Below are 22,594 nucleotides of genomic sequence, written 5' to 3'. Positions count from 1 at the left end.
GTCTCAGCAGGTAGCGCAATGCCTGCCCGGCATGCGCTACCCAACGATGCCAGCTAACTGCTTTTTGAAGGCTTGCACAAGCTGGGCGATCGCTGCGTTTGCCACGGCGCTCACCCCACCCTCCGTCCTCCTCGGGCTTGACCCGAGGATCCACGCCGTCTCCACCAGCGGCGGACGACAAATTCATTGTTTGGGAACGAGGCCATCGAGCAGGAAGTCGAGGCCTTTGCTGAAGGCGCCGTCCCAGTCGTTGTCGAGCAGCAGCCGGGAGCGTTCGATGGTGGGGTAGTGTTGGCTGAGACTTGTGAGGCGCTGCTGCGCGGCGGCTCTGTCGTCGTCCGAGAGGTCGAAGCTTGCCCGGGTGGTGGTCGCGCCGATCACATAATTCCAGAGCGACCAGATCGCGACGTTCAAATCGGCGTCGGCCACGCCGGCTTTCGACAAGGTGCTGCTCAGCCGTTCCAGGCGCGCAAGGATGTTCGGGCCGAGCGCCCGGCGCGGCAAGAGCGATGCCGACCAGGGATGGCGCAGCATGGCGGCGCGCCAGTCCTTGAGCAGATGAACGACTTTGCCGCGCCAGTCTTCCGACTCATCGATTGGCGCCGGTCCGCGATATGCCAGCACCGAATCGAGCGCCAGGTCGAAGACCTCCTCCTTGTTGCCGACGTGCCAATAGAGGCTCATCGCGCCGGCGCCGAGGCGATCGGCCAGCCGGCGCATCTTCAAGCCGTCGAGCCCATCGGCATCCAGCAGTTCGATGGCGGTCGCCACGATCCGTTCCAGCGACAGGGGCTGTTCGCTGCGCGGCTCCGGCCCGGACGAGGGCGATGGAGCTTTCCGTTGAGGCCGCTTATTCCCGGCGCCGCTGCGTTTGGCTGCCATCCGTTTTCCCTGCTGATCAGATTGTCGATTTAATCCGACAAACCGATGAATGTCGATGCTGACGGATTGACTCGTACGCTGTACGATGCAAATTGATCGTACGTTGTACGAGTTAATTTATCGGCGACAAATCGACGTTCCATCCTACAGGCCGCGGGGGAGGTTGCCCGCAGTCCTCAACGCTCAAGAGAAAATCATGTCACGCGCAATCACGCATCTGATCATCGGAGGGCTCATCATCATGACCATTGGAATTCCCGCCAAAACGACAGCCGGTGAGACCAATCTCAAGCTGACCATCGTCAATCCGAAAAACCTCTACGATCCCTCGCCGAATGGCTACAGCACGGCGGTGATCGTGCCGGGGGAAGGCCGGCTGGCCTATATCTCCGGGCAGGGCGGCCAGGACAGCACCGGCGCTCTGTCGCCCGACTTCGCCGTCCAGGTGAAGCAGGCCTACGCCAATCTGCGCAGCGCCCTCGATGCGCTTGGCGCCAGGCCCGATCAGGTCGCCAAGCTGACGGTCTTCGTGGTCGATCACGATATGTCCAAGCTTCCAGTGCTGACGGAGAACGTCAAGGAGATGTTCGGCGCAGCGCTGCCGGCGCAGACTTTGATTCCCGTCCCCAAGCTGGCAATCGATCCGATGCTCTTCGAGGTCGAAGCCGTCGTTGTTCTGGAGTAGCGGTGGGACGGCTGCTCGCGAGCCCGCGGACTGGCCCGCGGGCAGCATGAAATTGTGAACGGCTGCGGGGGTGCCGGACGGACAATCTCGCGTCGAAAGGCTTGAAATTTCCGATGGACCTTGTCGATTGCAGGACCGTAAGATCAACAACCGTCTGTCAACACGGAACAATCACATGCCGATCTTTCATGCCAAGTGTAGCTGCGGCGCCCTGTCCCTGGAGGTCGATGGCGATCCTTTGCACAATCACATCTGCGCCTGCAGACGTTGTCAGCGTGCATCCGGCAGCGCGCTTTCACACAATGTGTGGTTCCGCGAGGAGGATGTCCGGATCGTTTCCGGAGACTATTCCGTATGGTATCCGCAGGGCGAAAGCACAGCTGATGTGATGAAAGCGTTTTGCCGGATCTGCGGCGGCGGTGGATTTTCGAAATCCGGATCATACTTCCCCGGCTCGGTCGTCATCGCGGGCGGCACATTTGCCGATCCGTCCTTTCCCGCGCCGGATCATGTTCATTGGTGGAATAGTCGTCCGCACTGGATCGATCTGGCCGAGGCGATCGAGCGTCATGCCGACGAGTGAATTTGCTCGATCATCGCGGGCAGGGCACGCGGTTTCGCAAACGGCCTGCCGACGGTTCAATCCGCCTTCGGCTGGCCGGGGATCTGTCCGTAAGCCGTCAGGATGGCCTTTATCAGGCCGGGGAAGCGCTCGTCCAGCTCGGCGCAGCGGGTTTGATTGCGCATCTCGATCCCCTGGCGTTCGCTGAGGATCAGGCCGGATTCTCGCAGCACCTTGAAATGGTTCGACAGCGACGACTTCGGGATGACGCGCTCGCCGAGCTGGCCAAGTGCCGAACAGGTCCCGCCGCAGCCGGCACCGGAAAGCCAGGCGAAAATCGCGGCGCGCTCCGGATCGGACAGCGCATAGAGGATCGCCTCGGGCCGGATGTCCTCTAATGCGGGGTGAAAGAGCGGTCTCATGAATTTTATATAGCGACCCTTGACATTAAGATCAACAGTTCCGAATTTCTGAACTACGGAACAAGGCCGCCAGTTTCGGCGGCAGTCCGGATCAGAAGGAATGGGATATGGCTAAGCTTACGGGAAAGGTCGCTGTGGTCACCGGGGCCTCCAAAGGCATTGGCGCCGCAATTGCCAAGGCGCTTGCGGCCGAAGGTGCGCAAGTGGTGGTGAATTACGCTTCGAGCAAGGCCGGAGCAGACGCCGTGGTTGACGCGATCAGCGCGGCCGGCGGCAAGGCGATCGCGGTGCAGGGCGACGTCTCGAAGGCGGAGCAGGCGCAGGGACTGGTCGATGCCGCCGTCAAGGAATTCGGCAAGCTCGACGTGCTGGTCAACAACTCAGGCGTCTATGAATTCGCGCCGCTCGAAGAGGTGACCGAGGAACAGTATCGCCGCCTGTTCGACGTGAATGTTCTCGGCGTTCTCCTGACCACGCAGGCCGCGGTCAAACATCTCGGCGAGGGCGGCAGCGTCATCAACATCTCATCAGTGGTCACCAGCGTGGCGCCGCCGGCCTCTGCCGTTTACACCGGCACCAAGGGCGCCGTGGATGGCATCAACAGCGTGCTTGCCAAGGAACTCGGCCCGCGCAAGATCCGTGTCAACGCCATCCTGCCGGGAGTGGTCGAGACCGAGGGCACGCACACGGCCGGCGTCATCGGCTCGGATTTCGAGCAGACCATCGTCGCCCAGACGCCGCTTGCCCGCGTCGGCCAGCCGGACGATATTGCCGGCGTCGCGGTCTTCCTCGCTTCCGACGATGCCCGTTGGCTGACCGGCGAACGGCTGAATGCCAGCGGCGGTTTCCGCTAAGGCTGGCTGGTTGCGCGCGCCTTTATGGCGCGCGCGCGCTCCTCGCTGGAGAGAGCTTTACACTCCCCATGGCAATCAGAAGCTCCCGCATGGGGTAAGCCCCGCCGAACATTCCGACTAAAGGCCCAGGCCCTCTGTCTTCAGGAACAAAATCCGCATGGCGAGGTTGGGTTTGCGATACAGCGCAAAACCCTGGGAGAAACTCATGCGGAAATCTCTTCAATTCATTCTGGTCGGCCTCGCCGCCATGACCGGCTTGACGATCTCGCCGACGATCGCGGCTGCGCAGGATCTGGAATTGCGGGTCGGCCCCGGTGGCGTCGGTGTTTACGATCGCGATCGCGACCGTGATCGTTATGACCGATACGACCGCCGCGGTCCGCGCGGCTGCGATCCGGACGATGCGCTCGATATCGCCCGCAGCGAAGGACTTCGCCGGGCGCAGATCGTCCGCATGTCGCCGCGCAGCGTCGTCGTCCAGGGGATGACGCGCCGTGGGCCGGAGCGGATGATCTTTGCCAACCGGCGCGGCTGCCCGGAAATCTGACCCGCGGTGTGAGCGGCGGGGTAGTCGGCAAAGCCTGGTGACAGGGAGAAGGTGGCCGTCGTGCCGATGCCGGCGGAACCTTTGGGCGCGCCGGACATTGCTGCCCATGCAGCGCTCTGCATGGGTCGGCTGCAGTCTTTGAACCATGGGAGGATTCATCATGATGAGCGGTCAATTGAAGGCGCTTCTCGCCGTTCTTGCCGTTGCCGGCTACCAGAACAGAGACAAGATCGGGGAGCTCCTGCGCGGCATTCAGAACCCGCAGCAATCAGGCCCCGGAGGTCAGCAGCCGGGCGGGCTTGGCGGCATCCTCGGGGGACTCGGCGGCTCCGGTGGTTTGGGCGGACTTCTCGGCGGGCTGACCTCAGGCGGCATCGTCAGCGGCGGCCTCGGCGATCTCCTGAAAACCTTTCAGCAGAACGGCCATGGCGACAAGATCGACTCATGGGTAAAACCCGGGCAGAATGCCGATATCAATGACGGCCAGCTCGCCGAAGCCCTCGGCCCCGATGTTCTGAACGAGATTGCACGGAACACCGGCCTGTCGCGAGAAGAGATTCTCGGGCGGCTGAGTCGCGATCTCCCCAAAGCGGTCGACGACCTGACGCCCGAGGGGAGGCTGCCGACACCAGAAGACGATTTTTTGTCGTCGGCGAGCAATTCGACCACGTCGCGGCCGGGCGGCATTTAGGTTTGCTCTAAGGGACGCGCGGCCGGCAGGCAGCCGGCGCGCGTCAGCTCATATATCGCTGATTTGCCGCAGCTTTCACCCCGCGCTCCGTCCTCCTCGGGCTTGACCCGAGGATCCACGCCGGCCACCCATCAGCGGCGGGCATGGATTCCAGGCTCAAGGCCTGGAATGACGGAGGTTGGGGGTGTGTTGGTGCCACACTCGCCGCTGACGCGCGTGATGATTGCGGTCGGACTTGATGAGGATTCTGCGGCGCGATAAATCACCTGTTGCCATCAACGCGGATCGCCCCGGAAGTGAACAAGAGACACCGCAGCTCCGATACTTCCCCAACCCATGTTTTCACACGCAGCGCCATCGCGTCAGATCCTGCCTGGCTGCCTGACATGGTTGCCCTTGGAAAGCCATCGATTGCCGCTGAAGCCTATATCCAGGCCTATCTGGCGGATCCCGGCGCATGGTATTGGTCGACGATCCTGCTTCACGATCCGAAAGAGATGGTGTTGAAGCGGGTTCTCGCCATTGTCGAGCAAGCCAAATTGCCCGATCACGAAGAGGCGCTCGGTCAATTGGGCACCGGCCCGCTTGAAGACATGATGTCGGATGAACTGCTGAATCATCTGCAGCATTGGCTGCCGTTCACGCCCGCCATGCGTTACGCGCTTAGCCAGGTTCGCATCTCTGCCGAACATCCTGCCTTGCAACGGCGACTGAAGGCGATGCTCTCGCGGTAGTGCCTCCGCTGGCGGGCGTTGATTCCAGGCTCAAGGCCTGGAATGACGGAGGTTGGGGATGTGTTGGTGCCAAACTCGCTGTTGGCGGATGGCAGCGTCGTGCCGAAGCAGATTTATTTCAAGAGGGACGTCCGAAGAAACGTGTAAACGCTGCGGATGGACTTTGCCGCGGCGTCCGGATTGTATTTTTCGATATGACCTAGCACCCTTTTTCCCGCCGTGAATTCCGGGGCATCGAAATTGTGATAAACACCCTTGTAGAGATTGAGTTCGATTGGCGGGGCATCGTCACCAAGGCGGGCAAGCCTCTTCCGGCATGGTTCAACCGGGCTCCAATTGTCTCGGTCGCCGCTTAAGATCAGGGTCGGCACCGTCGCATTGCCCTGACTTGCCCCACAGGCCGGATAATAGGCGACCGCCGCCTTGAATTTGTGCTCCATCAGCTGTTCGTTCCCTTCGATTTTCGTGGCCTCCAGCGTCGCGGTGCCGCCCGTCGAAAAGCCGATCAGGGCGACGCGCCTGATATCGACAAAGCTCGATTTCGCTAGGAAATTCAAAGCGCCATAGGCGTCGAAGACGCGATCGGGAAGGGAGCTTCGGCATGTGTCTTTGATATTGCGGGTGGTGAAGCTGTCGACAACAAGCACGACGTAACCCCAGGAGACCAGCCGTTTCGGCCAAAGGTCCTTGACGCTCGGACGCATGCCCTCGCATCCATGCATGACGACGACCGCCGGGAAGGGACCGTTACCGCCAGGGCGGGACAAATATCCGAGCAAGGGCGTGCCCGGCGGTTGGGAGAGAATTTCTCCCTGTTCCGCAGCCTTGCGAATTCGAAAGGCGCTGAGCTTGACAGGAGCGCTTTCGAACCGCACCAATTCGTCGGCATTGGCTGGGTTTTCGGCAAGCGTGATGCCGAGAAGGGCGGCAAGGCAAATAATAAGTCTCGCGGGCTTCACTGACGCCTCCATCGTTTGACCGACAGAATGCTATTTGTACGCCGGAGTTGAGGGCTGGCAAAGTGGGAGGCGTTCTGCCGGCAGCTCACCTCCTGCTCCGTCCTCCCCCGAAGATCCATATTGGCCTCCATCAGCAGTGGGCATGGATCCTCGGGCATCAAGGCCGAGGAGGACGGAGGGTGGGGGAGCGCGTTCGCCACACTTGCTGGCTAGCGGATGGCATTCTGCCGCCAGCTGGTCGGGCAGATTTGATTTCAAAACTAAGCCACGTCAGTCCTTGATCACCGCCCGGCAAGTCAGTTATGACTACCGCAAATCCAAGCTGCGAGATTTGAATCCTAAGCGAATGACGATCAAATCGGTGTCGTTCTTGCCGCCGAATGCGTCCCTCGAGCGGCGGGGATGGATCCTCGGCTCAAGGCCGAGGATGACGGAGGGTGGGGGAACGCGATTTGCCAAACTTGCCGGATGGCATTCTGCCGCCGATTGGTCGGGCAAGTTTGATTTCAAAGCTAACCCACGTCAGCGCTTGATCACCCCCTGGCGGATCAGTTAAACCTACCGTAAATCCAAGCTGCGAGATTTGAATCCGGAGCTGATGTCGGCGGTCAAGAGCGGCATCGTCTTCGATCGCATGCATCATTCGCCAAGGTTTGCCGGCCAGCGTTCATCGAACGCCACCGCGGGTTTGCCGCAGCGCTCACCCCTTGCTCCGTCTTCCTCGGGCTTGACCCGAGGATCCACGTTGACCTCCATCAGCAGCGGGGATGGATCCTCGGGCATCAAGGCCGAGGAGGACGGAGGGTGGTGTGGCGTTTTCGCCAACTCCACCACCGCAGCAGTGGGTGACGTTCTGGCGTGCGCTCCAAATTAACAAAACCCACATCAGCCCTTGATCACCCCCCCGGCGGATCATTTATCACTACCGTAAATCCAAGCTGCGAATATTGAATCCGAAGGCAATGATCGACGATCAAGTCGGTGTTGCTCTTCGATCGCATGCATTCGCCGAGGCTCCCCGGCCAGCGTCATCGAACGTCACCGCGGGTTTGGCACAGCGCTCACCCCTTGCTCCGTCCTCCTCGGGCTTGACCCGAGGATCCACGTTGGCCTCCGCCAGACGTGGGCATGGATCCCAGGCTCGAGGCCTGGGATGACGGAGGGTGGAGGGAGGTTTTCGCCAAACAGCTAAGCGTGCCCCTGCGGCAGTGTCAGCACGCCCACCCCTTCACAAGGAGAACTGCCATGGACCCTTCGATTGCTCCGGCCTCGCGGGCCGCCGTAGTGACCCCGAATGATAGTGCGATCGTCGGGGCGCGGGCGCTTTATATCGGCACGGCGGGCGATGTGGCGATTGCGCCGCGGCGGGATATGGATCCTGTCATTTTCAGGAACGTGCCGGCCGGAACGATCCTGCCGGTGCATGCGGCGATCGTAGCGCTGACCGGGACGACGGCGTCCAACATCATCGCGCTATTCTGAGCTTTCAGAAACAGACCCATGGGCAGACCGACCAAGTTCACCCAGGCGCTGGCCGAGAAGATCTGCGATCGTATTGCCGACCGGGAAAGCCTGCGATCGATCTGCCGGGATGAGGATATGCCGGCGAAATCGACGGTGCTCTCCTGGCTTGCCGACGACGGCAAGGCGGCGTTTCGGGCGCGCTATGCGCTGGCGCGCGAGATCCTCGCCGACGGCTTCGTCGACGAGCTGGTCGAGATTGCCGACGACCGCAGCAATGACTGGATCGAGAAGAAGAACGCGGCCGGCGAGACCACCGGCTGGCAGGAAAATGGCGAAGCGATCCGGCGCTCGCAGCTGCGCATCGCCACCCGCCAATGGGTCGCAGAGAAGCTGCGGCCGAAGAAATACGGCGCCAAGGCCGAGCCCGAACAGGGCGTCACCGGCGAAGTCTCGCAATTGCTGGAAGATATCAATGGCAAAACCCGCGGACTTCCAAACGGCGGTTGATCAGTTTTCCGACTGGCGCTGGCGGCTGAACAATCTCTACTGGATCACCGACAAATCCGGCCGGCGCGTCAGGTTCGAGATGAACCTGATGCAGATGACCTTCTTCGAGGAGATGCATTATCTCAACGTGCTTTTGAAGGCCCGCCAGCTCGGACTGACGACCTTCATCCAGATCTTCATGCTCGATGCCTGCGTCTTCAACCGGGATATTAGGGCCGGCACCATCGCCCATACGCTCGGCGACGTGCAGACGATCTTCCGGGACAAGATCAAATATCCCTATGACAACCTGCCGGAGGGTATCCGCAACGCCGTGCCCGTCGTCAGGGGCAACCAGGCCGAACTGCTGCTCGGCAACAATTCGAGCATCCGCGTCGGCACCTCGCTGCGCTCGGGAACGCTGCAATATCTGCACATCTCCGAATATGGCAAACTCTGCGCCAAATACCCCGACAAGGCGCGGGAGGTGCGCACCGGCGCTTTGAATACGGTACAGGCCGGCCAGCTGGTGTTCATCGAAAGCACGGCGGAGGGCCAGGAAGGGCATTTTTACGCGCTCTGCGACGATGCCCAGGTGAAGCAGCGCCAGGCGGCGAAGCTGACCGAACTCGACTTCAAGTTCCATTTCTTCCCTTGGTGGAAGGAGCCGCAATATGCGATCGCGCCTCAGGGCGTCATCATCAGCGACGCTTTCGCCAAATACTTCCGCCAGCTCGGCGAGCAGGGCATCGCCCTGACGGAGGGGCAGAAGGCCTGGTACGTCAAGAAGGCCGAAACCCAGCTCGGCGATATGAAGCGCGAATATCCCTCGACGTCGGCCGAGGCTTTCGAAGCGAGCGTCGAAGGCGCCTATTATGCCGATCAGATGGCGGTAGCGGACGCCGAGGAGCGCGTCGGGGTTTTTCCGCATGTGGAGGGCTATCCCGTCCACACCATCTCCGACATCGGCATGGACGATGCCAACAGCGTCTGGCTGTTCCAGGTGCTGCCGGGCCGGGTGAGGATGATCGGCTATTTCGAGCATACCGGCACCGGCATGGACGGCATGCTCGGTGAGCTGGAGCGGCGCGCGCGCGACAATGGTTATATCTACGGCGTCCACAATATGCCGCACGACATCAAGGTCAGGGAATGGACGCGCGGCGGCATGACCCGCATCGAAGTCATGCTGAAAGAGGTCAAGGCGCGCGGTCTCGGCACGGTGCGCAAGGTCGAGCGCGCCTATGTGCATGACCGCATCAACGGCACAAGGCGCATCCTGGCCAAGGTCGAGTTCGACCAGGCCGGCTGCGCCGAGGGGATCAAGTGCCTGCGGAACTATCGCAAGGACTGGGACGAGGATCTCGGCGTCTTCCGCGACGAGCCGCTGCACAACTGGGCCTCGCACGGCGCTGATGCTTTCGGCGGCCTGGCGATCATCTTCACCGGATTGGCGCCCGAACCGCTGAAGCCAGAGCGTAAGCCGCTGCCGACGTTTCAGACGATGACATTCAACGAATTTGCCGATGCCACCCCTAGACAGAGCGAGCGTGTTTGATGGAAGACGAGATAACGGCTTCGCAGAGCGGGCAGCGCTGGGATACTGCCAAGGTCGGCGCCCATTGGCAGCAGGAGCTCGAGCGCGCCCAGCGCTATTTCAAGTCCTGGCATGACCGCTGCATCAAGATCGAGAAGATCTATCTCGACCAGCAGTCGGATCAGACGAGCGCCGCCAAGCGCCGCTTTCCGATGCTCTGGGCCAATACCTCGGTGATGCAGCCGGCCGTTTATGCCCGCGTGCCGCAGCCGGTGGTCGAGCGCCGCTTCAAGGATGCCCAGCCGGTGGCGCGCATCGCCTCGGAACTGGTCGAGCGCAATCTTGCCTATACCGGCGATGCGGCCGATATCGATTCGATCATGCGGGCGGTTCGCGACGACTTTCTGCTCTGCGCCCGCGGCACGGTGTGGCTGCGTTACGAAGCCGATTTCGAGCCGCTCGATATGGGTGTCCAGCCCTCGGACCCGGCGGCAGCCCAAGCTCCTGGCGCAGGCTTGCCCGGCGGCATCGTCGGCGAGATCGGCGCCATGGGCGGTCCTCAGCCTGAGGTGATCGCCGACGAGCGTGTCTGCATCGATTATGTCCACTGGTCGGATTTCCTGCATTCGCCGGCGCGGCGCTGGAAGGATGTGACCTGGGTGGCGCGGCGCGTGCCGATGACCGACGGGGAGATGGAGAAACGCTTCGGCACGGAGGCCATGGCATCGCGGGCGGCGGAAGGTGCTGCCGGCAATAAGGGCGCCAGCCAGGCCGAGCGCCTGGAGAATGAAGGCAAGACCCATGTCTGGGAAATCTGGTGCAAGAGCGAGAATTATACCGTCTGGATCGCCGACGGTTCGCCGGTGGCGCTTGAGGTCTCCGAGCCGCCGCTCGATTTGACGCATTTCTGGCCTTGCCCGCGCCCGGCCTATGGCACGATGTCTACGAGCTCGCTGATCCCGGTTCCCGACTATGTCTATTACCAGCAGCAATGCGACGAAATCGATCTCTTGACCAAGCGCATCAACAAGCTGACCGATCAGCTGCGCCTGAAAGTGTTCTATCCCTCCGGCGACGGGGCAATCTCGCCGGCGATCGAAAAGGCGATGCGGCCTGAAAACGACATGGTGATGGTGCCGATCCCGGAATGGGCGGCCTTTACCGACAAGGGCGGCTCGAAGGCGATCGTGACGCTGCCGATCGACGAGGTGCAGAAGGTCATCGTCGCCTGCATGTCCGCCCGCAAGCAGCTGATCGAGGACGTCTACCAGATCACCGGCATCTCCGACATCGTGCGCGGCGATACACAGGCCTCCGAAACGGCGACGGCGCAGCGCATCAAGAGCCAGTGGGGCTCGATCCGCATTCGCGACCGCCAGGCCGAGCTGGCGCGTTTTGCCCGCGACATCATCCGCCTCGCCGGCGAAATCATCTGCGACCAGTTCCAGCCGGAAACGCTGATGCTGGTGAGCGGCATCCGGCTGCCCACGATGGCTCAGAAGCAGCAGGTGCAAATGCAAATGCAGCAGATGCAGATGGCGGCGCAGCAGGCGGCGATGCGGGCGCAGCAGACCGGCCAGCCGGCCCAGTCGTCCCCAGGAATGGCGCCGCCCGAAATGCCGCCTCAGCTGCAGCAGATGATGGGGCAGCCGACGATCGACGAGGTGGTGCAGCTGCTCCGCAATGACAGCATTCGCGGCTTCCAGATCGAGATCGAGACGGATTCGACCATCGAGCCCGACGAGGATGCCGAAAAGCAGCGCCGCATGGAATTCGTCCAGATGGTCGGCGGCTTCATGCAGCAGGCCGGCGCCATGGCGCAGCAGTCGCCGATGCTGGTGCCTGTGATGGTCGAGACGCTGCTCTTTGCCGCCCGCGGCTTCCGGGCCGGGCGCCAGCTCGAAAGCACGCTGGAGCAGGTGGGAGCCCAGCTTTCCCAGGCCGCAAGCGCGCCGAAACCAGAGCCGCAGCCATCTCCCGGCGAGATGCTCAAGCTGAAAACCGCCGAGGTGAAGGCCGGCGCCGAACAGCGCAAAGCCGAGCTCAGTGTGGCAGAGGCCGAGATCGAGCATCGCGCCACCGTCGAGCAGGCGCGCGGCGAGATGGCGGCGCAGGCATTACAGCAGATTCGGGGGCAGCAGATCCAGGGCCAGCAGATCCTGGCGCAGCCGGCCTATCAGTGAACGGGAGCAACAGCATGAGAGAACGCTATTGCCGCGTCTGCGGCGGCTGGCATCCGCTCGACCAATGGCCGCAGACCTGCCTGCCGGCGCAAAACCGGGCGCAGTCGGATCTGCCGGCGCCGCATTTCGTCAGCGACAGCATCGACATCCAGTCGATGCATGACGGGAGGCATTACACCTCGAAAGCCAGGCTGCGCTCGGCCTACCGGGCAGCCGGGGTGGTCGAGATCGGCAATGAAAAGCCGCAACCGATCGAGCAGCCGAAGACGGATCGTAACGCGATCCGCAACGAACTTCGGCGGGTTTATACCGAGTACAACGCCTGAACCGGGCATCAATCCCCGACATAGGAAATTTCCCCATGGATATGGAAGACCTGAACGAGGCCGGCAACGGCAGCGAAGATTTTGGCGCGTTCGACGACAAGCCATTGAGCGATAGGCCGGTCAGCATCCGCGACAGTTTGAAAGCGGCGATCGACACCGTCGAGGCCAATGGACCCGGCGATATATCAGGCCAGCCGCGCGACGGCGAAAACGGCCGCTTTCTGGCCAAGGAGCAGGAGCAAGCTCCTGCTGCGAGGGCAGGGGCGCAGGCCCCCCAGCAACCGGCGCTTCAACCGCAGTCGCGAGGCCAGGCTGGTGAACAGCCGGCAGTGAGCGCCAGCCGGGTTCCGCCCGGCTGGTCGGCGGAAGCCAAGGCGCAGTTCACAAGCCTGCCGCACGAAGTGCAGGCGGCGATCGCCAAGCGGGAACAGGAGGTCGATAACGGCTTCCGCGTCCTGCAGGATTACAAGGGGCTCGAGGAATTCACCCCGATCATCCGCCAGGCCGGCATGACCCATGCCGATGTCATGCGCCGGGCGATCGACTGGGAGAAGGCGCTCATCCATGATCCCGTCAACACCGTCGTTCACGTCGCCAGGATGGCGGGGGTCAATCTTCACGCTCTGGTCAACGGTCAGACGGGAGAAATCCTGCAGCGGAATTCGCAGCAGGCCATATCACAACCGCAGCCTCGATCTTTCAATGTCGAGGCGACGGTCGAACATGTTCTCAGGAAAAGGGACACTGAAACTCAAGTCGATGCCTTCCTTTCCGACCCAGCAAACGCGCACGCCGAAGATGTGCTCGACGACATGATCGCCCTCGTCAACGCAGGGCGGGCATTTTCGCTCCAGGACGCCTACGACGCCGCATGCTGGATGCGCCCGGATATTCGCCGGCAGTTGATCAGCCAGACTGCTCAGGCCTCCGTCCCGCAACTCCAAGCCCAGAGGGCCGCAGCGGCAGATCAAGCCCGCCGCGCCTCGCGATCCATCTCTGGTTCTTCCGCGCCGGGCCCGACCCGCGATGCGGCAAGGGGCCAGCCCACCTCCATCCGCGACTCGCTGCGCGACGCCATGCGTTTTTCGCGCGGCCAAGTCTGATCAAAGGCCAAGTCTGATTAAAGGAACGATCGATGCCCATCTCCCCCAACCTCTCTGAAATCGTCACCACGACGCTGCGCAACCGCAGCGGCACGGTCGCCGACGACGTGACGAAGAACAACGGTCTTCTCACCCGTCTCAACAGCCGCGGCCGCAAGAAGCCGATCTCCGGCGGCCGCACCATCGTCCAGGAGCTGCAGTATCAAGAGAATAGTACCTTCAAGCGCTATTCCGGTTATGACATCCTCAATGTCCAGCCCTCCGACGTCATCACCGCCGCCGAATATGACCTCAAACAGGCGGCGGTCGCCGTCTCCATGTCCGGCCTCGAACAGCTGCAGAACTCCGGCGAGGATGCGGTCCTCGATCTGCTTGAGCAGCGCATCGAAAACGCCGAAACGACCCTGAAGAACAACATCGCGCTCGACTGCTATTCCGATGGCACGGCCGATGGCGGGCGGCAGATCGGCGGCCTGCAGCTCTTGATCTCGACTTCGCCGACCTCCGGCACCGTCGGCGGCATCTCGCGCGCCACCTGGGGTTTCTGGCGCAACCAGAAATTATCGGCCTCGGCCGATGGTGGTGCGGCCGCCACCAACGCCAACATCCAGAGCTATATGAACCGGCTCTATATGTCCTGCGTGCGCGGCTCCGACGCGCCCGATCTCGTCGTTGCCGACAACAACTTCTTCCGCCTCTACTGGGAATCGCTGCAGGCGATCCAGCGCATAACCTCGGCGGATAAGGGCATGGCCGGCTTCCAGTCGCTCCAGTACATGGGCGCCGACGTGATCTTCGATGGCGGCTTCGGCGGCGGTGCGCCGCTCAACCAGATGTTCTTCCTGAACACCAAGTACCTGTTCTATCGCCCGCACCGTGACCGCGACATGGCTCCGATCGGCGACGAGCGCATGAACACCAACCAGGATGCCTTCGTCCAGCTCATGGGCTTCGCCGGCAACCTCACCATGAACAACGCCTTCCTGCAGGGCGTGCTGTTCGCCTAAGTCGAAGAAAGGATCACCTCCATGACTATCGCAACTTCCCAGACCGATCGTCTTGGCACGAACCCGTTCGTCGTCGAAGGCCCGATCGTCGCTGGATCCGGCATCCCGGGTCCGAACTTCGCCCTCGGCGCGATTGCCGGCGGCGATCGTGAATCCGAATGGGTCTATTGCCAGCTGGTGCTGGCCTCGCAGACGACCCTTCAGCCCGGTCAGTGGTTCCAGTGGACCCGGGATTACGTCGCTTCGCTGCTGACCACGGCGGCGGCCGTCGTCGGCCAGCGCTGCGGCGTCTTTTCCGGGGCCGCCCAGCCGCCGACGCTGACCGGCGGCCCGGTCGGCGCCATCACCCTTGCCGCCGGCACCTATTATATCTGGCTGCAGCGCAACGGCCAGGCGCCGTCGCAGGTGGCGACCGCAACGGCGGCCCTCGTCGTTGCCGAAACCACCACCACCGCAGGCCAGGCAAGTGCGCCTGCCTCGGCCACCGCCACCACCAAGGCGATCGCCAACGTCAACTTTGCCGCCGCCAACCAGACGTTTACGGCAACGACGGTCAACGGCTCCAACCTGCTGACGGGTATTGCCGGGCTCAGCGCCGGTTCCGGCCCGTTCATCGGCGCGGCGGTTTCCGGCACCGGCATTGCAGGCGGCACGACGATTGCGGGCATCACCTACAGCCCGAACGGCGTCGTGCAGAGCATCACGCTCTCGGCTGCGGCCACCGCCAACGGCACGGGCATTACCGTCACCGCGACGGGTGTGCTCGAGGCGACGCTGATGCGGCCGTTTCTGTCGAAGGTGAACTAAAGCCGTCGGCCTTTCTACGTTTGGCGTGCCCCTCATCCGCCTGCCGGCACCTTCTCCCCGCGTGCGGGGAGAAGGGAGCAAGCCGCGAGCTTTCCGTCCCCACAGACCTCTCGCAGGGCACGTCCCCTCTCCCCGTTTTTACGGGGAGAGGGTTAGGGTGAGGGGCCGACATCTGCACGACATCACAGCAGGCGTTTCCCACGCCCATTCCATCTCCCCGCCATCAACAGCGAGACCAGCACATGCCCGACAACACCGGAATTTATGCCTCCTTCAGCCTCGAACCGGTCGAACAGACCTTTCTGACCGAGAAGGAAGGCCGGCCGATCTTTGCCGATAAGGAATTCGTCCGCATCTTCATTGCAGGCGACAAGCACACCGAGGTCTACCGCGAGGTGACCGACAACGACAAACAGCGCTTTGCCGACGCCTATAAGCGGTTCAAGGAAGGGGCCGCGGCCCGTGAGCAGCTGACCGGCACGCCGCTGGCCCAATGGCCCTATCTCAAGCCCAGTCAGATCAAGGAGCTGGAGGCGGTCAATATCTATACCGTCGAACAGCTCGCCGCCCTTTCCGACACCGCCAAGCAGAAGATCGGCATGGGCGCCAACGAGCTGACCGCCGCCGCCCGGGCCTATCTCGCCACCGCCGAAAACTCCAGCGCGGCCTCCGCCTTTGCCGCCGAAAACGAGCGGCTGAAGGATGAGGTGACCCGTCTGCAGGAGCAGATGAAGGAGATGGCCTCGCGCTTCGAGGCGCTCGAAAGCGAAAGCGGCAGCAAGTCCCGCGGTCGGCAAGCAGCCTGAAGAAGGCCTAACGCAAGCGGCGCCCTCATCCGACCCTTCGGGCCACCTTCTCCCCGCTGGGGAGAAGGGGGTATGCCGCGACGTGTCGATTCCCTCTTCTCCCCAGCGGGGGTCCGAAGGACGGGTTGAGACCAGTGGCTCAACCCCGGTCGGTGCCCGTAGGGCGGATGAGGAGGCTGCACGGCACAACCGTCAAGCAAATTCATCCACGCAACCGCTCTGAACCGGAGACCCCGCATGTCGCTCTTGACCATCATTCAGAACGTCTGCGCGGAAATCGACCTCGATCCGCCGACGGCCGTCATGTCCTCGGCGGATCCGCAGATCATGCAGCTGCGCATCCTTTCCACCCGCGCCGGCCGCGACCTGATGCGCGAGCATGACTGGTCGGCGCTGATGGTGCGGCGGCAATTCGCAGCGACCGGTGCAAATCCGGAGCCGGCCGAGCCGCCCGCCGACTGGAACCGCTTCGCCGCCAATGCCACGATCTGGAATGCCGCGCGCCTCTGGCAGCTCAACGGCCCCGTCGAGCCGCAGAGCTGGCAGCGCCAGACGATCCTCAACGCCAACCCGGTGCCGCAGATCTGGCGCATCGCCGGCGGCAAGCTCGACATCTACCCGAACGTTGCCGGCGAGATGATCGAATATGCCTATATCTCCGGCTTCTGGGTGGCGGTGAATGGCGGTGCGGCGACGGCTGGCACCTGGGCCAACGACACCGATACCGCCCGTCTTCCCGAAGACCTCCTCGAACTCTCGCTGATCTGGCGCTGGAAGCGGGCCAAGGGCCTCGATTACGGCGAGGAGCTTGCCGGTTTCGAGCGATCCAAGGAAGCGGCGATCGGCGCCGACCGCGCCGCCAGCCCCCTCGATCTCTCGTTGCCGGCGAGGAACGGGGCGCCCGAGAATTATTGGCCCGGCACGATCACGGTGGCAAATCCATGACCCGCAGACCTGTCCCTCCGAATGGGCGCACCGGCCGCGTTTCGCCGAGCAAGGACTGGATCGCGCCGATCGGCGGCTGGCGAACCGATGTCGAGATGGCGGATATGCCCGCGGATGCGGCGTTTCAGCTCGACAATTTCTTTCCCGAGGCCAACCGCGTCCGCGCCCGCTATGGTTTTCTCGCCTTCTCCACCGGCCTCGGCGGCGATGTGCAGACGGTCATCCCCTATTCGGGCGTCAGCAACAGGCTGTTTGCCGCTGCCGGCGACAAGATCTTCGATGTGACGGTGGGTGGCGCTGTCGGTGCCCCCGTCGTCTCGGGCATGGCCAGCGCCCACTGGTCGGTGCAGCAATACACCAACCCGGCCGGCCAGGAATTCCTGCGTCTGGTCAACGGCCTGGACACGCCGCTGCTCTTCAACGGCACCTCCTGGACCAATAATTTTCTGGTGGGCACGGCCGTGCTCGCCACCCAGAACGTCGCCGTCCGCAACACGCCCTATACGCTGAGCTTCTTCGGCACCGGCTCCGTCACGCTCTCCGGCGCCTTCTCAGGTACGCTGAACGGCACCGGCGTCAACAACCGCGTGTCGCTTGCCTTCACGCCGGCGGCCGGCACGCTCGTCGTCACCGTGACGGGAACGGTCACCAATGCGCAGCTGGAAAAGGGCGCGGCCGCCACCCCTTACGTTTCCTCGACGATGATATCAGGCATATCGGACTCGTCGCTGCTGATCGCGGTCACCGCCTATCGTTCACGCCTGTGGTTCATCGAGAAGAACTCGACCAATGTCTGGTACCTCGCAACCGACGCCGTCAGTGGTGCTGCGACGGTGCTGCCGGTCGGCGGCAACATGAAATATGGCGGCACGCTGGTAGCGATCAACGTCTGGACGATCCCGGTTTCGACAGGCCTGCAGCAGTGCCTGGTGCTGATCTCCTCGGAAGGCGAGGTGATCGTCTTCCAGGGCTCGGATCCCTCGAGTGTTTCGAACTGGGGCCTGATCGGCACCTTCAAGCTCGGCCGGCCGCTCGGCAGCGACCGATGCCTGCTATCTGTCGGCGCCGATCTGGCGATCATGACGACCGATGGCATCGTGCCGATCACCAAGGCGGTGCAGCTCGACCGCGGCGCCACCAGCCTCGGGGCGATTACCGCGAGGATCGGCCCGACCTGGCGCGAGACGGTGGCGGCATCAGGCACGACCTCTGAGGAGTGGCAGCTTTCGAGCTTCCCCGCGCGGCAGATGGCGATCGTCAACCTGCCGTCCTCCTTCGGCCCCTATCAGTATGTGATGAACACCGAAACCGGCGCCTGGTGCCGCTTCGTCGGCATGCCGGCCTCCTGCTGGGCGAGCTGGCAGGACCGGCTGTTCTTCGGCGCCGGCGACGGCACGGTCTACGAGGCCGAGGTCGGCGCCAACGACAATGGCGTGGCGATCGACGCGCTGATGGTCGGCGCCTGGAGCCGCTATGGCGACGGGCTTTCGACCAAGCTCTCGAAGCTGATCGGGGTGACGGCGCAGATCGGCGTTTCCTCGCTGATGTATGGCGGGATCTCGGTGGATTACCAGACCAAGATTCCCACAGCGCTGCTGTCCTCGGTCGAAAACAACGCGGCGGCGAAATGGGGAACGGCGGTCTGGGGCGTCTCGAAATTCCCCGGCGTTTCGCTGGTGCGCAAATTCGCCTCCGCCGGTGGCGCCGGCTCGGCCTTGGCGCCGACGATCCGCGCGCTGATCTCCGGCTCCTCAGGCTCGGTCTCGGAAGCCGCCGTCGTCGGCGGCTCGGTGCTTTATGAAAAGGGCACGCCGATTTGATCGTCTCCGAACCGCGCGAGGAAATCGCGGCCTGGGTCGGCGGCCGGATCGGCGTCAGCTTCGACCCGCCTTACACCACGCTTGCCCATGTCGACCGCGGCCGGATCATCGCCGGCTTCGTCTTCAATGTCTGGACCGCGCATGACGTCGAGGTCTCGCTTGCCGCCGACCGGCTGACGCGGACGCTGATGCGATCGGTCTTTCACTACGTCGTGCACCAGCTCGGCTGCCGGCGCGCAACCGCCAGGACCCGGGCCGACAATCTTGACGCCCAGACGATGCTCGCAAGGCTCGGCGCCCGGCTGGAAGGCCGCCAGCAAGCCTATTTCGGCGAGTGCGACGGCCTGCTTTACGCAATCATGAAGGAGGATTTCCCCTATGGTCTCCACGCCGAAGGCCCCGAAGGCGCCTGATCCGACACAGACCGCGGCGGCACAGACGGCCACCAACGTCGATACGGCGATTGCCAATGCCGGCTTGAGCCACACCAACCAGTACACGCCGGATGGTTCGCTGGAATACAAGCAGACCGGCAAAAGCATCATGAAGGACCAGACCGGCAAGACATATGAGCTGCCGGTCTATTCCGCCTATCAGACCTATTCGCCTGAAAACCAGGCGATCTACGACCAGACGCAGCAGACCCAGCTCGGCCTCGCCAGGCTCGCCAACGACCAGACCGGCAAGATCTCAGGCATCCTCGGCACCAACGTCGATCTGAGCGCCGGCAATGTCGACAAATATGTCAACGATCACTGGCAGTCCGGCTTCAACAACCAGTGGGATCGCGATCAGGCGAGCCTCGACCAGAGCCTGGCCGACAAGGGCATCTCGATGGGCTCGGCGGCTTACGACAACGCCATGCGCGATTTTTCCACGCGCAAGCAGGCCGCCTCCGACCAGTATCTCGGCGATATGTATTCGAATGCCCAGAATTCGATCCTGACCGAGCGGAACCAGCCACTGAACGAGATTTCGGCGCTGATGTCGGGATCGCAGGTCCACCAGCCGAGCTACGTCAACACCCCGACGACGCAACTGCCGAACGTCGACCAGGCCGGCCTGATCAACGATAATTTCAACCAGAAAATGGGCCTCTACGACCGCCAGGTCGCCCAGTCGAACGCCGCGATGGGCGGCCTCTTCGGCCTCGGCGGAACACTCCTTGGCGGCTGGGCGAAATCCGACCGCCGGCTGAAGGAAGACATTCGGCGCGTCGGCACTCTGGATAATGGGCTGCCGGTCTACGCCTTCCGTTACAAGGACGGCGGCCCGACCCAGATCGGCCTGATGTCCGACGATGTGCGTAAGACCCATCCGGACGCCGTGTTCGAACACGCCGACGGCTTCGACCGCGTCTTCTACGAAAGGGCAGTGGCATGATCCCAACGATCTTCGCCGGCAATACCGGCCGGACCCAGGGCGACATCGACGACAAGCGCAAGCAACTGGCCTACGCCATGTTGCAGCAGGGCATGGATGCAAGCCCGGTGCAATCCCCCTGGCAAGGGGTGGCGCAGCTGGCGCAGGCCTTGATGGGCGGACTGGCAATTAGGCAGCAGGATGAGGAGCAGCAGGCTGATACGGCCGGGGGTAACGCCGTGCCGACGTCAATGCCTTCCGCCTCGCCGGCAAAGTCGTCCGGCTTCCTGTCGTCGCTGTTTGACGGCAACAAGATTCCGGTCTCCGACCGTGAGATGCGCACCACTTCGAGGGCGGGCGCGACGCCGATCCCAAATACGAGGTCCAACCGATCCACATGGAGCATTGAACGATAATGGCGACGATCAAGGTTAACGGCCATATTGTCCCCGTCGACGAGAGCTTTTTGAATCTGACTCCGGAAGAGCAGGATAGGATCGTGGATGAGCTTTCGCGCGGTCTTCCAGAGCAAGCCGACGACGTTGGGTCAATGATTCACACCGCCGCTGGTGGTCTTTTTGAGGGAATTCCAATCGCTGGGCCAATTATCCGCGAAGGGCTAAACCAGCTCCCAGCAGCGATTGCTGCTGGTCTCACTGGTCAAAACTACGATGACCTACTCAAACGGCTTCACGAAGGAGATGAAGCAGAAAAGAAGGCTAACCCTAGAATCGACAAGACTGCGCAGATAACGGGCGGCGTGGTTGGCACTGTACCAGCAGTACTTGCTGCGCCTGAATTATTCGGCGCTGGTGGGGGCAGCATGTTGATGCGCTCGTTGGTATCGGGCTTAACCGGCAGCGGTATTGGTGCCGCAGACGCCGCCGTCAGAAGTGACGGCGATCCTGAGAAAACTCGATGGGGTGCACTAGAGGGGGGGCTATTTGGATTGGGTGGCCCCTTTGCGGGGGAAGTTATCGGAGCCGGTGTCAAAGCGACCGCGCGGGGCGCTAAGGCTCTCACGCGCGCACTCCTCGGAGAGGAATTAGCTTCAAAGCCGCCGCGCGACATGCTTGCAGACCTGGCGAGGGATTCTCGCAATTGGCTCGCGAAAGTTTCTGGTTCGGATAAGCTCGCTGCGGCTCGTGACCAATTCGACAAGTTCGGGTCGGAGGCGATGCCGGCAGATGTCTTGCCAGAATGGCTCGGCGCGGCCAAGGCCGGTGTCGCCCGGGAATCCACGCGGAGCAAAGTCGTGGGACCGCTGAATGAACGTGGCTCTACGGCGGGCAGCCGTCTGAAGTCGGACCTCGAGACAAATCTTGGGCCGGATCCGGTTCCGTCCACGATCGACAGGGAACTAGAAGCCAGCCAGGCGCAGGTGCAAGGTCAGTACCGTCCGATGGTTATGGGCCAACCACCTCGCGACTTTAAGCCAGTTGCGGAGCGACTCGATAGATTGATTCCATATCGGCGCGGTGGCGAACAGAGCGACCTGCTTAATATCAGGAGCATGCTCAATGACTTTGGGAAAGACACCGTCTCTTCCGACCCCGCCATAGCGTACGAAACACGCCGCGCAATCGATCGGCTTCTGGAAGTTGCCAAAGATACTGAAGTCATCGAGACCCTCAAGGGCGTTCGCGGGATGATCGATGCTCGATTTTCCTCCGGCGTGAAGGGGCTCGACGCGCAATTTGACGAATTGGGCCGACAAAGGGAGGGCTTACTGCAGGGGCAGTCCGTTCTCGCCGATGGGCCGCGCGCCATGCACCCCGTAGAGCTTCAGGAGAAATTGGTGGCGGGTGCCGAACCGCAGGGTACGTTGATTGGGGCCTCTGCGGAGTCGGCGCGCATGCGGCAGGGAACCCTCGGCGACATCTATCGGGCGGTTGGAACCGAAGCCAGTGATATGAACGCGCTGCGCAAGTTTATTCGCGGCAATGGCGACTGGAACCGCGAAAAACTGGGAATGATGTTCGGGCCTGAAAATGCCGATGCGTCACTCAATGCCATCGATCGTGAAGCTCTTTTTTCCAAGACGAAAAATGGTGTAACCAGCGCAGCCGACATGGCAAGGGAGGCTGGGTTCGAGAAGTATCTCGGCGAGGTATCCAAGCCTCCCGAAGTGCCCACGGATAAGAGCTGGACCGATCTCGGCCTAACGACGGCTCGCCGTCTTGTGCGATCCCTCTTTGAGCAGAATGCAGGCGCCCACGCAGCTCGCGTAGCCGACGAAGTGGCTCCGCTGAGTGTACTTCGCGGTGAGCAGCGTGACGCGCTAATGGAGGCACTCATGCGCCTGGGACGCGAAAACATCATCGACCAGCAACGCAGTTTACTGATCAATGCGCTTTTCCAGGGTGGCGGAATGGCTTATCCGCTCCCGCCAACCGAGAAGCGTAAATAAAC

24 protein-coding genes are annotated in these 22,594 nt (G+C 62.5%); 21 read left to right on the top strand and 3 right to left on the bottom strand.

What is annotated here, in order from left to right; translation table 11 throughout:
• Positions 1 to 183: 183 nt before the first annotated feature.
• Positions 184 to 882 carry a TetR/AcrR family transcriptional regulator gene (locus QMO80_RS07525; RefSeq protein ID WP_283199520.1) on the bottom strand — a complete coding sequence of 233 codons (699 nt, stop codon included), beginning with the start codon at positions 880 to 882 and terminating at the stop codon, positions 184 to 186.
• 196 nt (positions 883 to 1,078) lie between these two features.
• Between QMO80_RS07525 and QMO80_RS07520 the strand changes: the two genes are divergently transcribed.
• Positions 1,079 to 1,567: a RidA family protein gene (locus tag QMO80_RS07520; RefSeq protein ID WP_283199519.1), complete on the top strand. Its 489-nt coding sequence runs from the start codon at positions 1,079 to 1,081 to the stop codon at positions 1,565 to 1,567.
• Between the two features lie 175 nt (positions 1,568 to 1,742).
• Positions 1,743 to 2,150 carry a GFA family protein gene (locus tag QMO80_RS07515; protein WP_283199518.1) on the top strand — a complete coding sequence of 136 codons (408 nt, stop codon included), beginning with the start codon at positions 1,743 to 1,745 and terminating at the stop codon, positions 2,148 to 2,150.
• 56 nt (positions 2,151 to 2,206) lie between these two features.
• Here QMO80_RS07515 and QMO80_RS07510 read toward each other — a convergent pair whose 3' ends face one another.
• Positions 2,207 to 2,551, bottom strand: a complete 345-nt coding sequence (locus QMO80_RS07510) for a helix-turn-helix transcriptional regulator (RefSeq protein ID WP_116272672.1) — start codon at positions 2,549 to 2,551, stop codon at positions 2,207 to 2,209.
• A gap of 107 nt (positions 2,552 to 2,658) precedes the next feature.
• Here QMO80_RS07510 and QMO80_RS07505 point away from each other — a divergent pair, with 107 nt between their 5' ends.
• The 4 genes from QMO80_RS07505 to QMO80_RS07490 all read left to right on the top strand — a co-directional run bounded on the left by QMO80_RS07505 (position 2,659) and on the right by QMO80_RS07490 (position 5,377).
• Positions 2,659 to 3,405, top strand: a complete 747-nt coding sequence (locus QMO80_RS07505) for a glucose 1-dehydrogenase (RefSeq protein WP_283199517.1) — start codon at positions 2,659 to 2,661, stop codon at positions 3,403 to 3,405.
• Between the two features lie 205 nt (positions 3,406 to 3,610).
• On the top strand, positions 3,611 to 3,952 hold the full coding sequence (locus tag QMO80_RS07500) for a hypothetical protein (RefSeq protein ID WP_283199516.1): 342 nt from the start codon (positions 3,611 to 3,613) through the stop codon (positions 3,950 to 3,952).
• Between the two features lie 160 nt (positions 3,953 to 4,112).
• The gene (locus tag QMO80_RS07495) at positions 4,113 to 4,643 is read left to right on the top strand and encodes a YidB family protein (RefSeq protein ID WP_283199515.1); all 531 of its coding nucleotides are present in this window, start codon (positions 4,113 to 4,115) and stop codon (positions 4,641 to 4,643) included.
• A gap of 284 nt (positions 4,644 to 4,927) precedes the next feature.
• Positions 4,928 to 5,377: a hypothetical protein gene (locus QMO80_RS07490; RefSeq protein WP_283200131.1), complete on the top strand. Its 450-nt coding sequence runs from the start codon at positions 4,928 to 4,930 to the stop codon at positions 5,375 to 5,377.
• 113 nt (positions 5,378 to 5,490) lie between these two features.
• On the opposite strand, the gene QMO80_RS07485 is transcribed toward QMO80_RS07490, so the two are convergent.
• Positions 5,491 to 6,336 (bottom strand): dienelactone hydrolase family protein, encoded by an 846-nt coding sequence (locus QMO80_RS07485; RefSeq protein ID WP_283199514.1) that lies wholly within the window; start codon positions 6,334 to 6,336, stop codon positions 5,491 to 5,493.
• 1,245 nt (positions 6,337 to 7,581) lie between these two features.
• On the opposite strand from QMO80_RS07485, the gene QMO80_RS07480 reads away from it, so the two are divergent.
• From QMO80_RS07480 to QMO80_RS07410, 15 genes are all read left to right on the top strand, one after another.
• Positions 7,582 to 7,818: a hypothetical protein gene (locus QMO80_RS07480; RefSeq protein WP_025393657.1), complete on the top strand. Its 237-nt coding sequence runs from the start codon at positions 7,582 to 7,584 to the stop codon at positions 7,816 to 7,818.
• An 18-nt stretch (positions 7,819 to 7,836) separates the two neighbouring features.
• Positions 7,837 to 8,307: a terminase small subunit protein gene (locus QMO80_RS07475; RefSeq protein ID WP_283199513.1), complete on the top strand. Its 471-nt coding sequence runs from the start codon at positions 7,837 to 7,839 to the stop codon at positions 8,305 to 8,307.
• Positions 8,273 to 9,844 (top strand): terminase, encoded by a 1,572-nt coding sequence (locus tag QMO80_RS07470; protein ID WP_283199512.1) that lies wholly within the window; start codon positions 8,273 to 8,275, stop codon positions 9,842 to 9,844. The genes QMO80_RS07475 and QMO80_RS07470 overlap by 35 nt, the downstream gene beginning before the upstream one ends.
• Positions 9,844 to 12,006, top strand: a complete 2,163-nt coding sequence (locus QMO80_RS07465; RefSeq protein WP_283199511.1) for a hypothetical protein — start codon at positions 9,844 to 9,846, stop codon at positions 12,004 to 12,006. Before QMO80_RS07470 ends, QMO80_RS07465 begins: the two co-directional genes overlap by 1 nt.
• A gap of 14 nt (positions 12,007 to 12,020) precedes the next feature.
• Positions 12,021 to 12,332 carry a hypothetical protein gene (locus QMO80_RS07460; protein WP_283199510.1) on the top strand — a complete coding sequence of 104 codons (312 nt, stop codon included), beginning with the start codon at positions 12,021 to 12,023 and terminating at the stop codon, positions 12,330 to 12,332.
• A 35-nt stretch (positions 12,333 to 12,367) separates the two neighbouring features.
• Positions 12,368 to 13,435 carry a hypothetical protein gene (locus QMO80_RS07455; protein WP_283199509.1) on the top strand — a complete coding sequence of 356 codons (1,068 nt, stop codon included), beginning with the start codon at positions 12,368 to 12,370 and terminating at the stop codon, positions 13,433 to 13,435.
• Between the two features lie 32 nt (positions 13,436 to 13,467).
• Positions 13,468 to 14,442, top strand: a complete 975-nt coding sequence (locus QMO80_RS07450; RefSeq protein ID WP_283199508.1) for a phage major capsid protein — start codon at positions 13,468 to 13,470, stop codon at positions 14,440 to 14,442.
• 21 nt (positions 14,443 to 14,463) lie between these two features.
• Positions 14,464 to 15,249, top strand: a complete 786-nt coding sequence (locus QMO80_RS07445; RefSeq protein ID WP_283199507.1) for a hypothetical protein — start codon at positions 14,464 to 14,466, stop codon at positions 15,247 to 15,249.
• A 242-nt stretch (positions 15,250 to 15,491) separates the two neighbouring features.
• A complete protein-coding gene (locus QMO80_RS07440; protein WP_283199506.1) occupies positions 15,492 to 16,055 on the top strand; it encodes a hypothetical protein in 564 nt (187 codons plus the stop codon).
• 237 nt (positions 16,056 to 16,292) lie between these two features.
• Entirely contained in the window at positions 16,293 to 17,000 is a 708-nt protein-coding gene (locus QMO80_RS07435) for a hypothetical protein (protein WP_283199505.1), read from the top strand.
• A complete protein-coding gene (locus QMO80_RS07430) occupies positions 16,997 to 18,820 on the top strand; it encodes a hypothetical protein (protein ID WP_283199504.1) in 1,824 nt (607 codons plus the stop codon). Before QMO80_RS07435 ends, QMO80_RS07430 begins: the two co-directional genes overlap by 4 nt.
• Positions 18,817 to 19,233 carry a GNAT family N-acetyltransferase gene (locus QMO80_RS07425; RefSeq protein ID WP_283199503.1) on the top strand — a complete coding sequence of 139 codons (417 nt, stop codon included), beginning with the start codon at positions 18,817 to 18,819 and terminating at the stop codon, positions 19,231 to 19,233. The genes QMO80_RS07430 and QMO80_RS07425 overlap by 4 nt, the downstream gene beginning before the upstream one ends.
• On the top strand, positions 19,199 to 20,203 hold the full coding sequence (locus tag QMO80_RS07420) for a tail fiber domain-containing protein (protein ID WP_283199502.1): 1,005 nt from the start codon (positions 19,199 to 19,201) through the stop codon (positions 20,201 to 20,203). The genes QMO80_RS07425 and QMO80_RS07420 overlap by 35 nt, the downstream gene beginning before the upstream one ends.
• Positions 20,200 to 20,598, top strand: coding sequence for a hypothetical protein (locus QMO80_RS07415; RefSeq protein WP_283199501.1), 399 nt, complete (start codon positions 20,200 to 20,202; stop codon positions 20,596 to 20,598). The genes QMO80_RS07420 and QMO80_RS07415 overlap by 4 nt, the downstream gene beginning before the upstream one ends.
• On the top strand, positions 20,598 to 22,592 hold the full coding sequence (locus QMO80_RS07410; protein ID WP_283199500.1) for a hypothetical protein: 1,995 nt from the start codon (positions 20,598 to 20,600) through the stop codon (positions 22,590 to 22,592). Before QMO80_RS07415 ends, QMO80_RS07410 begins: the two co-directional genes overlap by 1 nt.
• Positions 22,593 to 22,594 lie beyond the last annotated feature (2 nt).

It is taken from the genome of Rhizobium sp. BT03, from assembly GCF_030053155.1.
Classification (GTDB): domain Bacteria; phylum Pseudomonadota; class Alphaproteobacteria; order Rhizobiales; family Rhizobiaceae; genus Rhizobium.
Note: the sequence above shows the minus strand (reverse complement) of the source record. Positions and strands in the feature narration are given on the sequence as shown.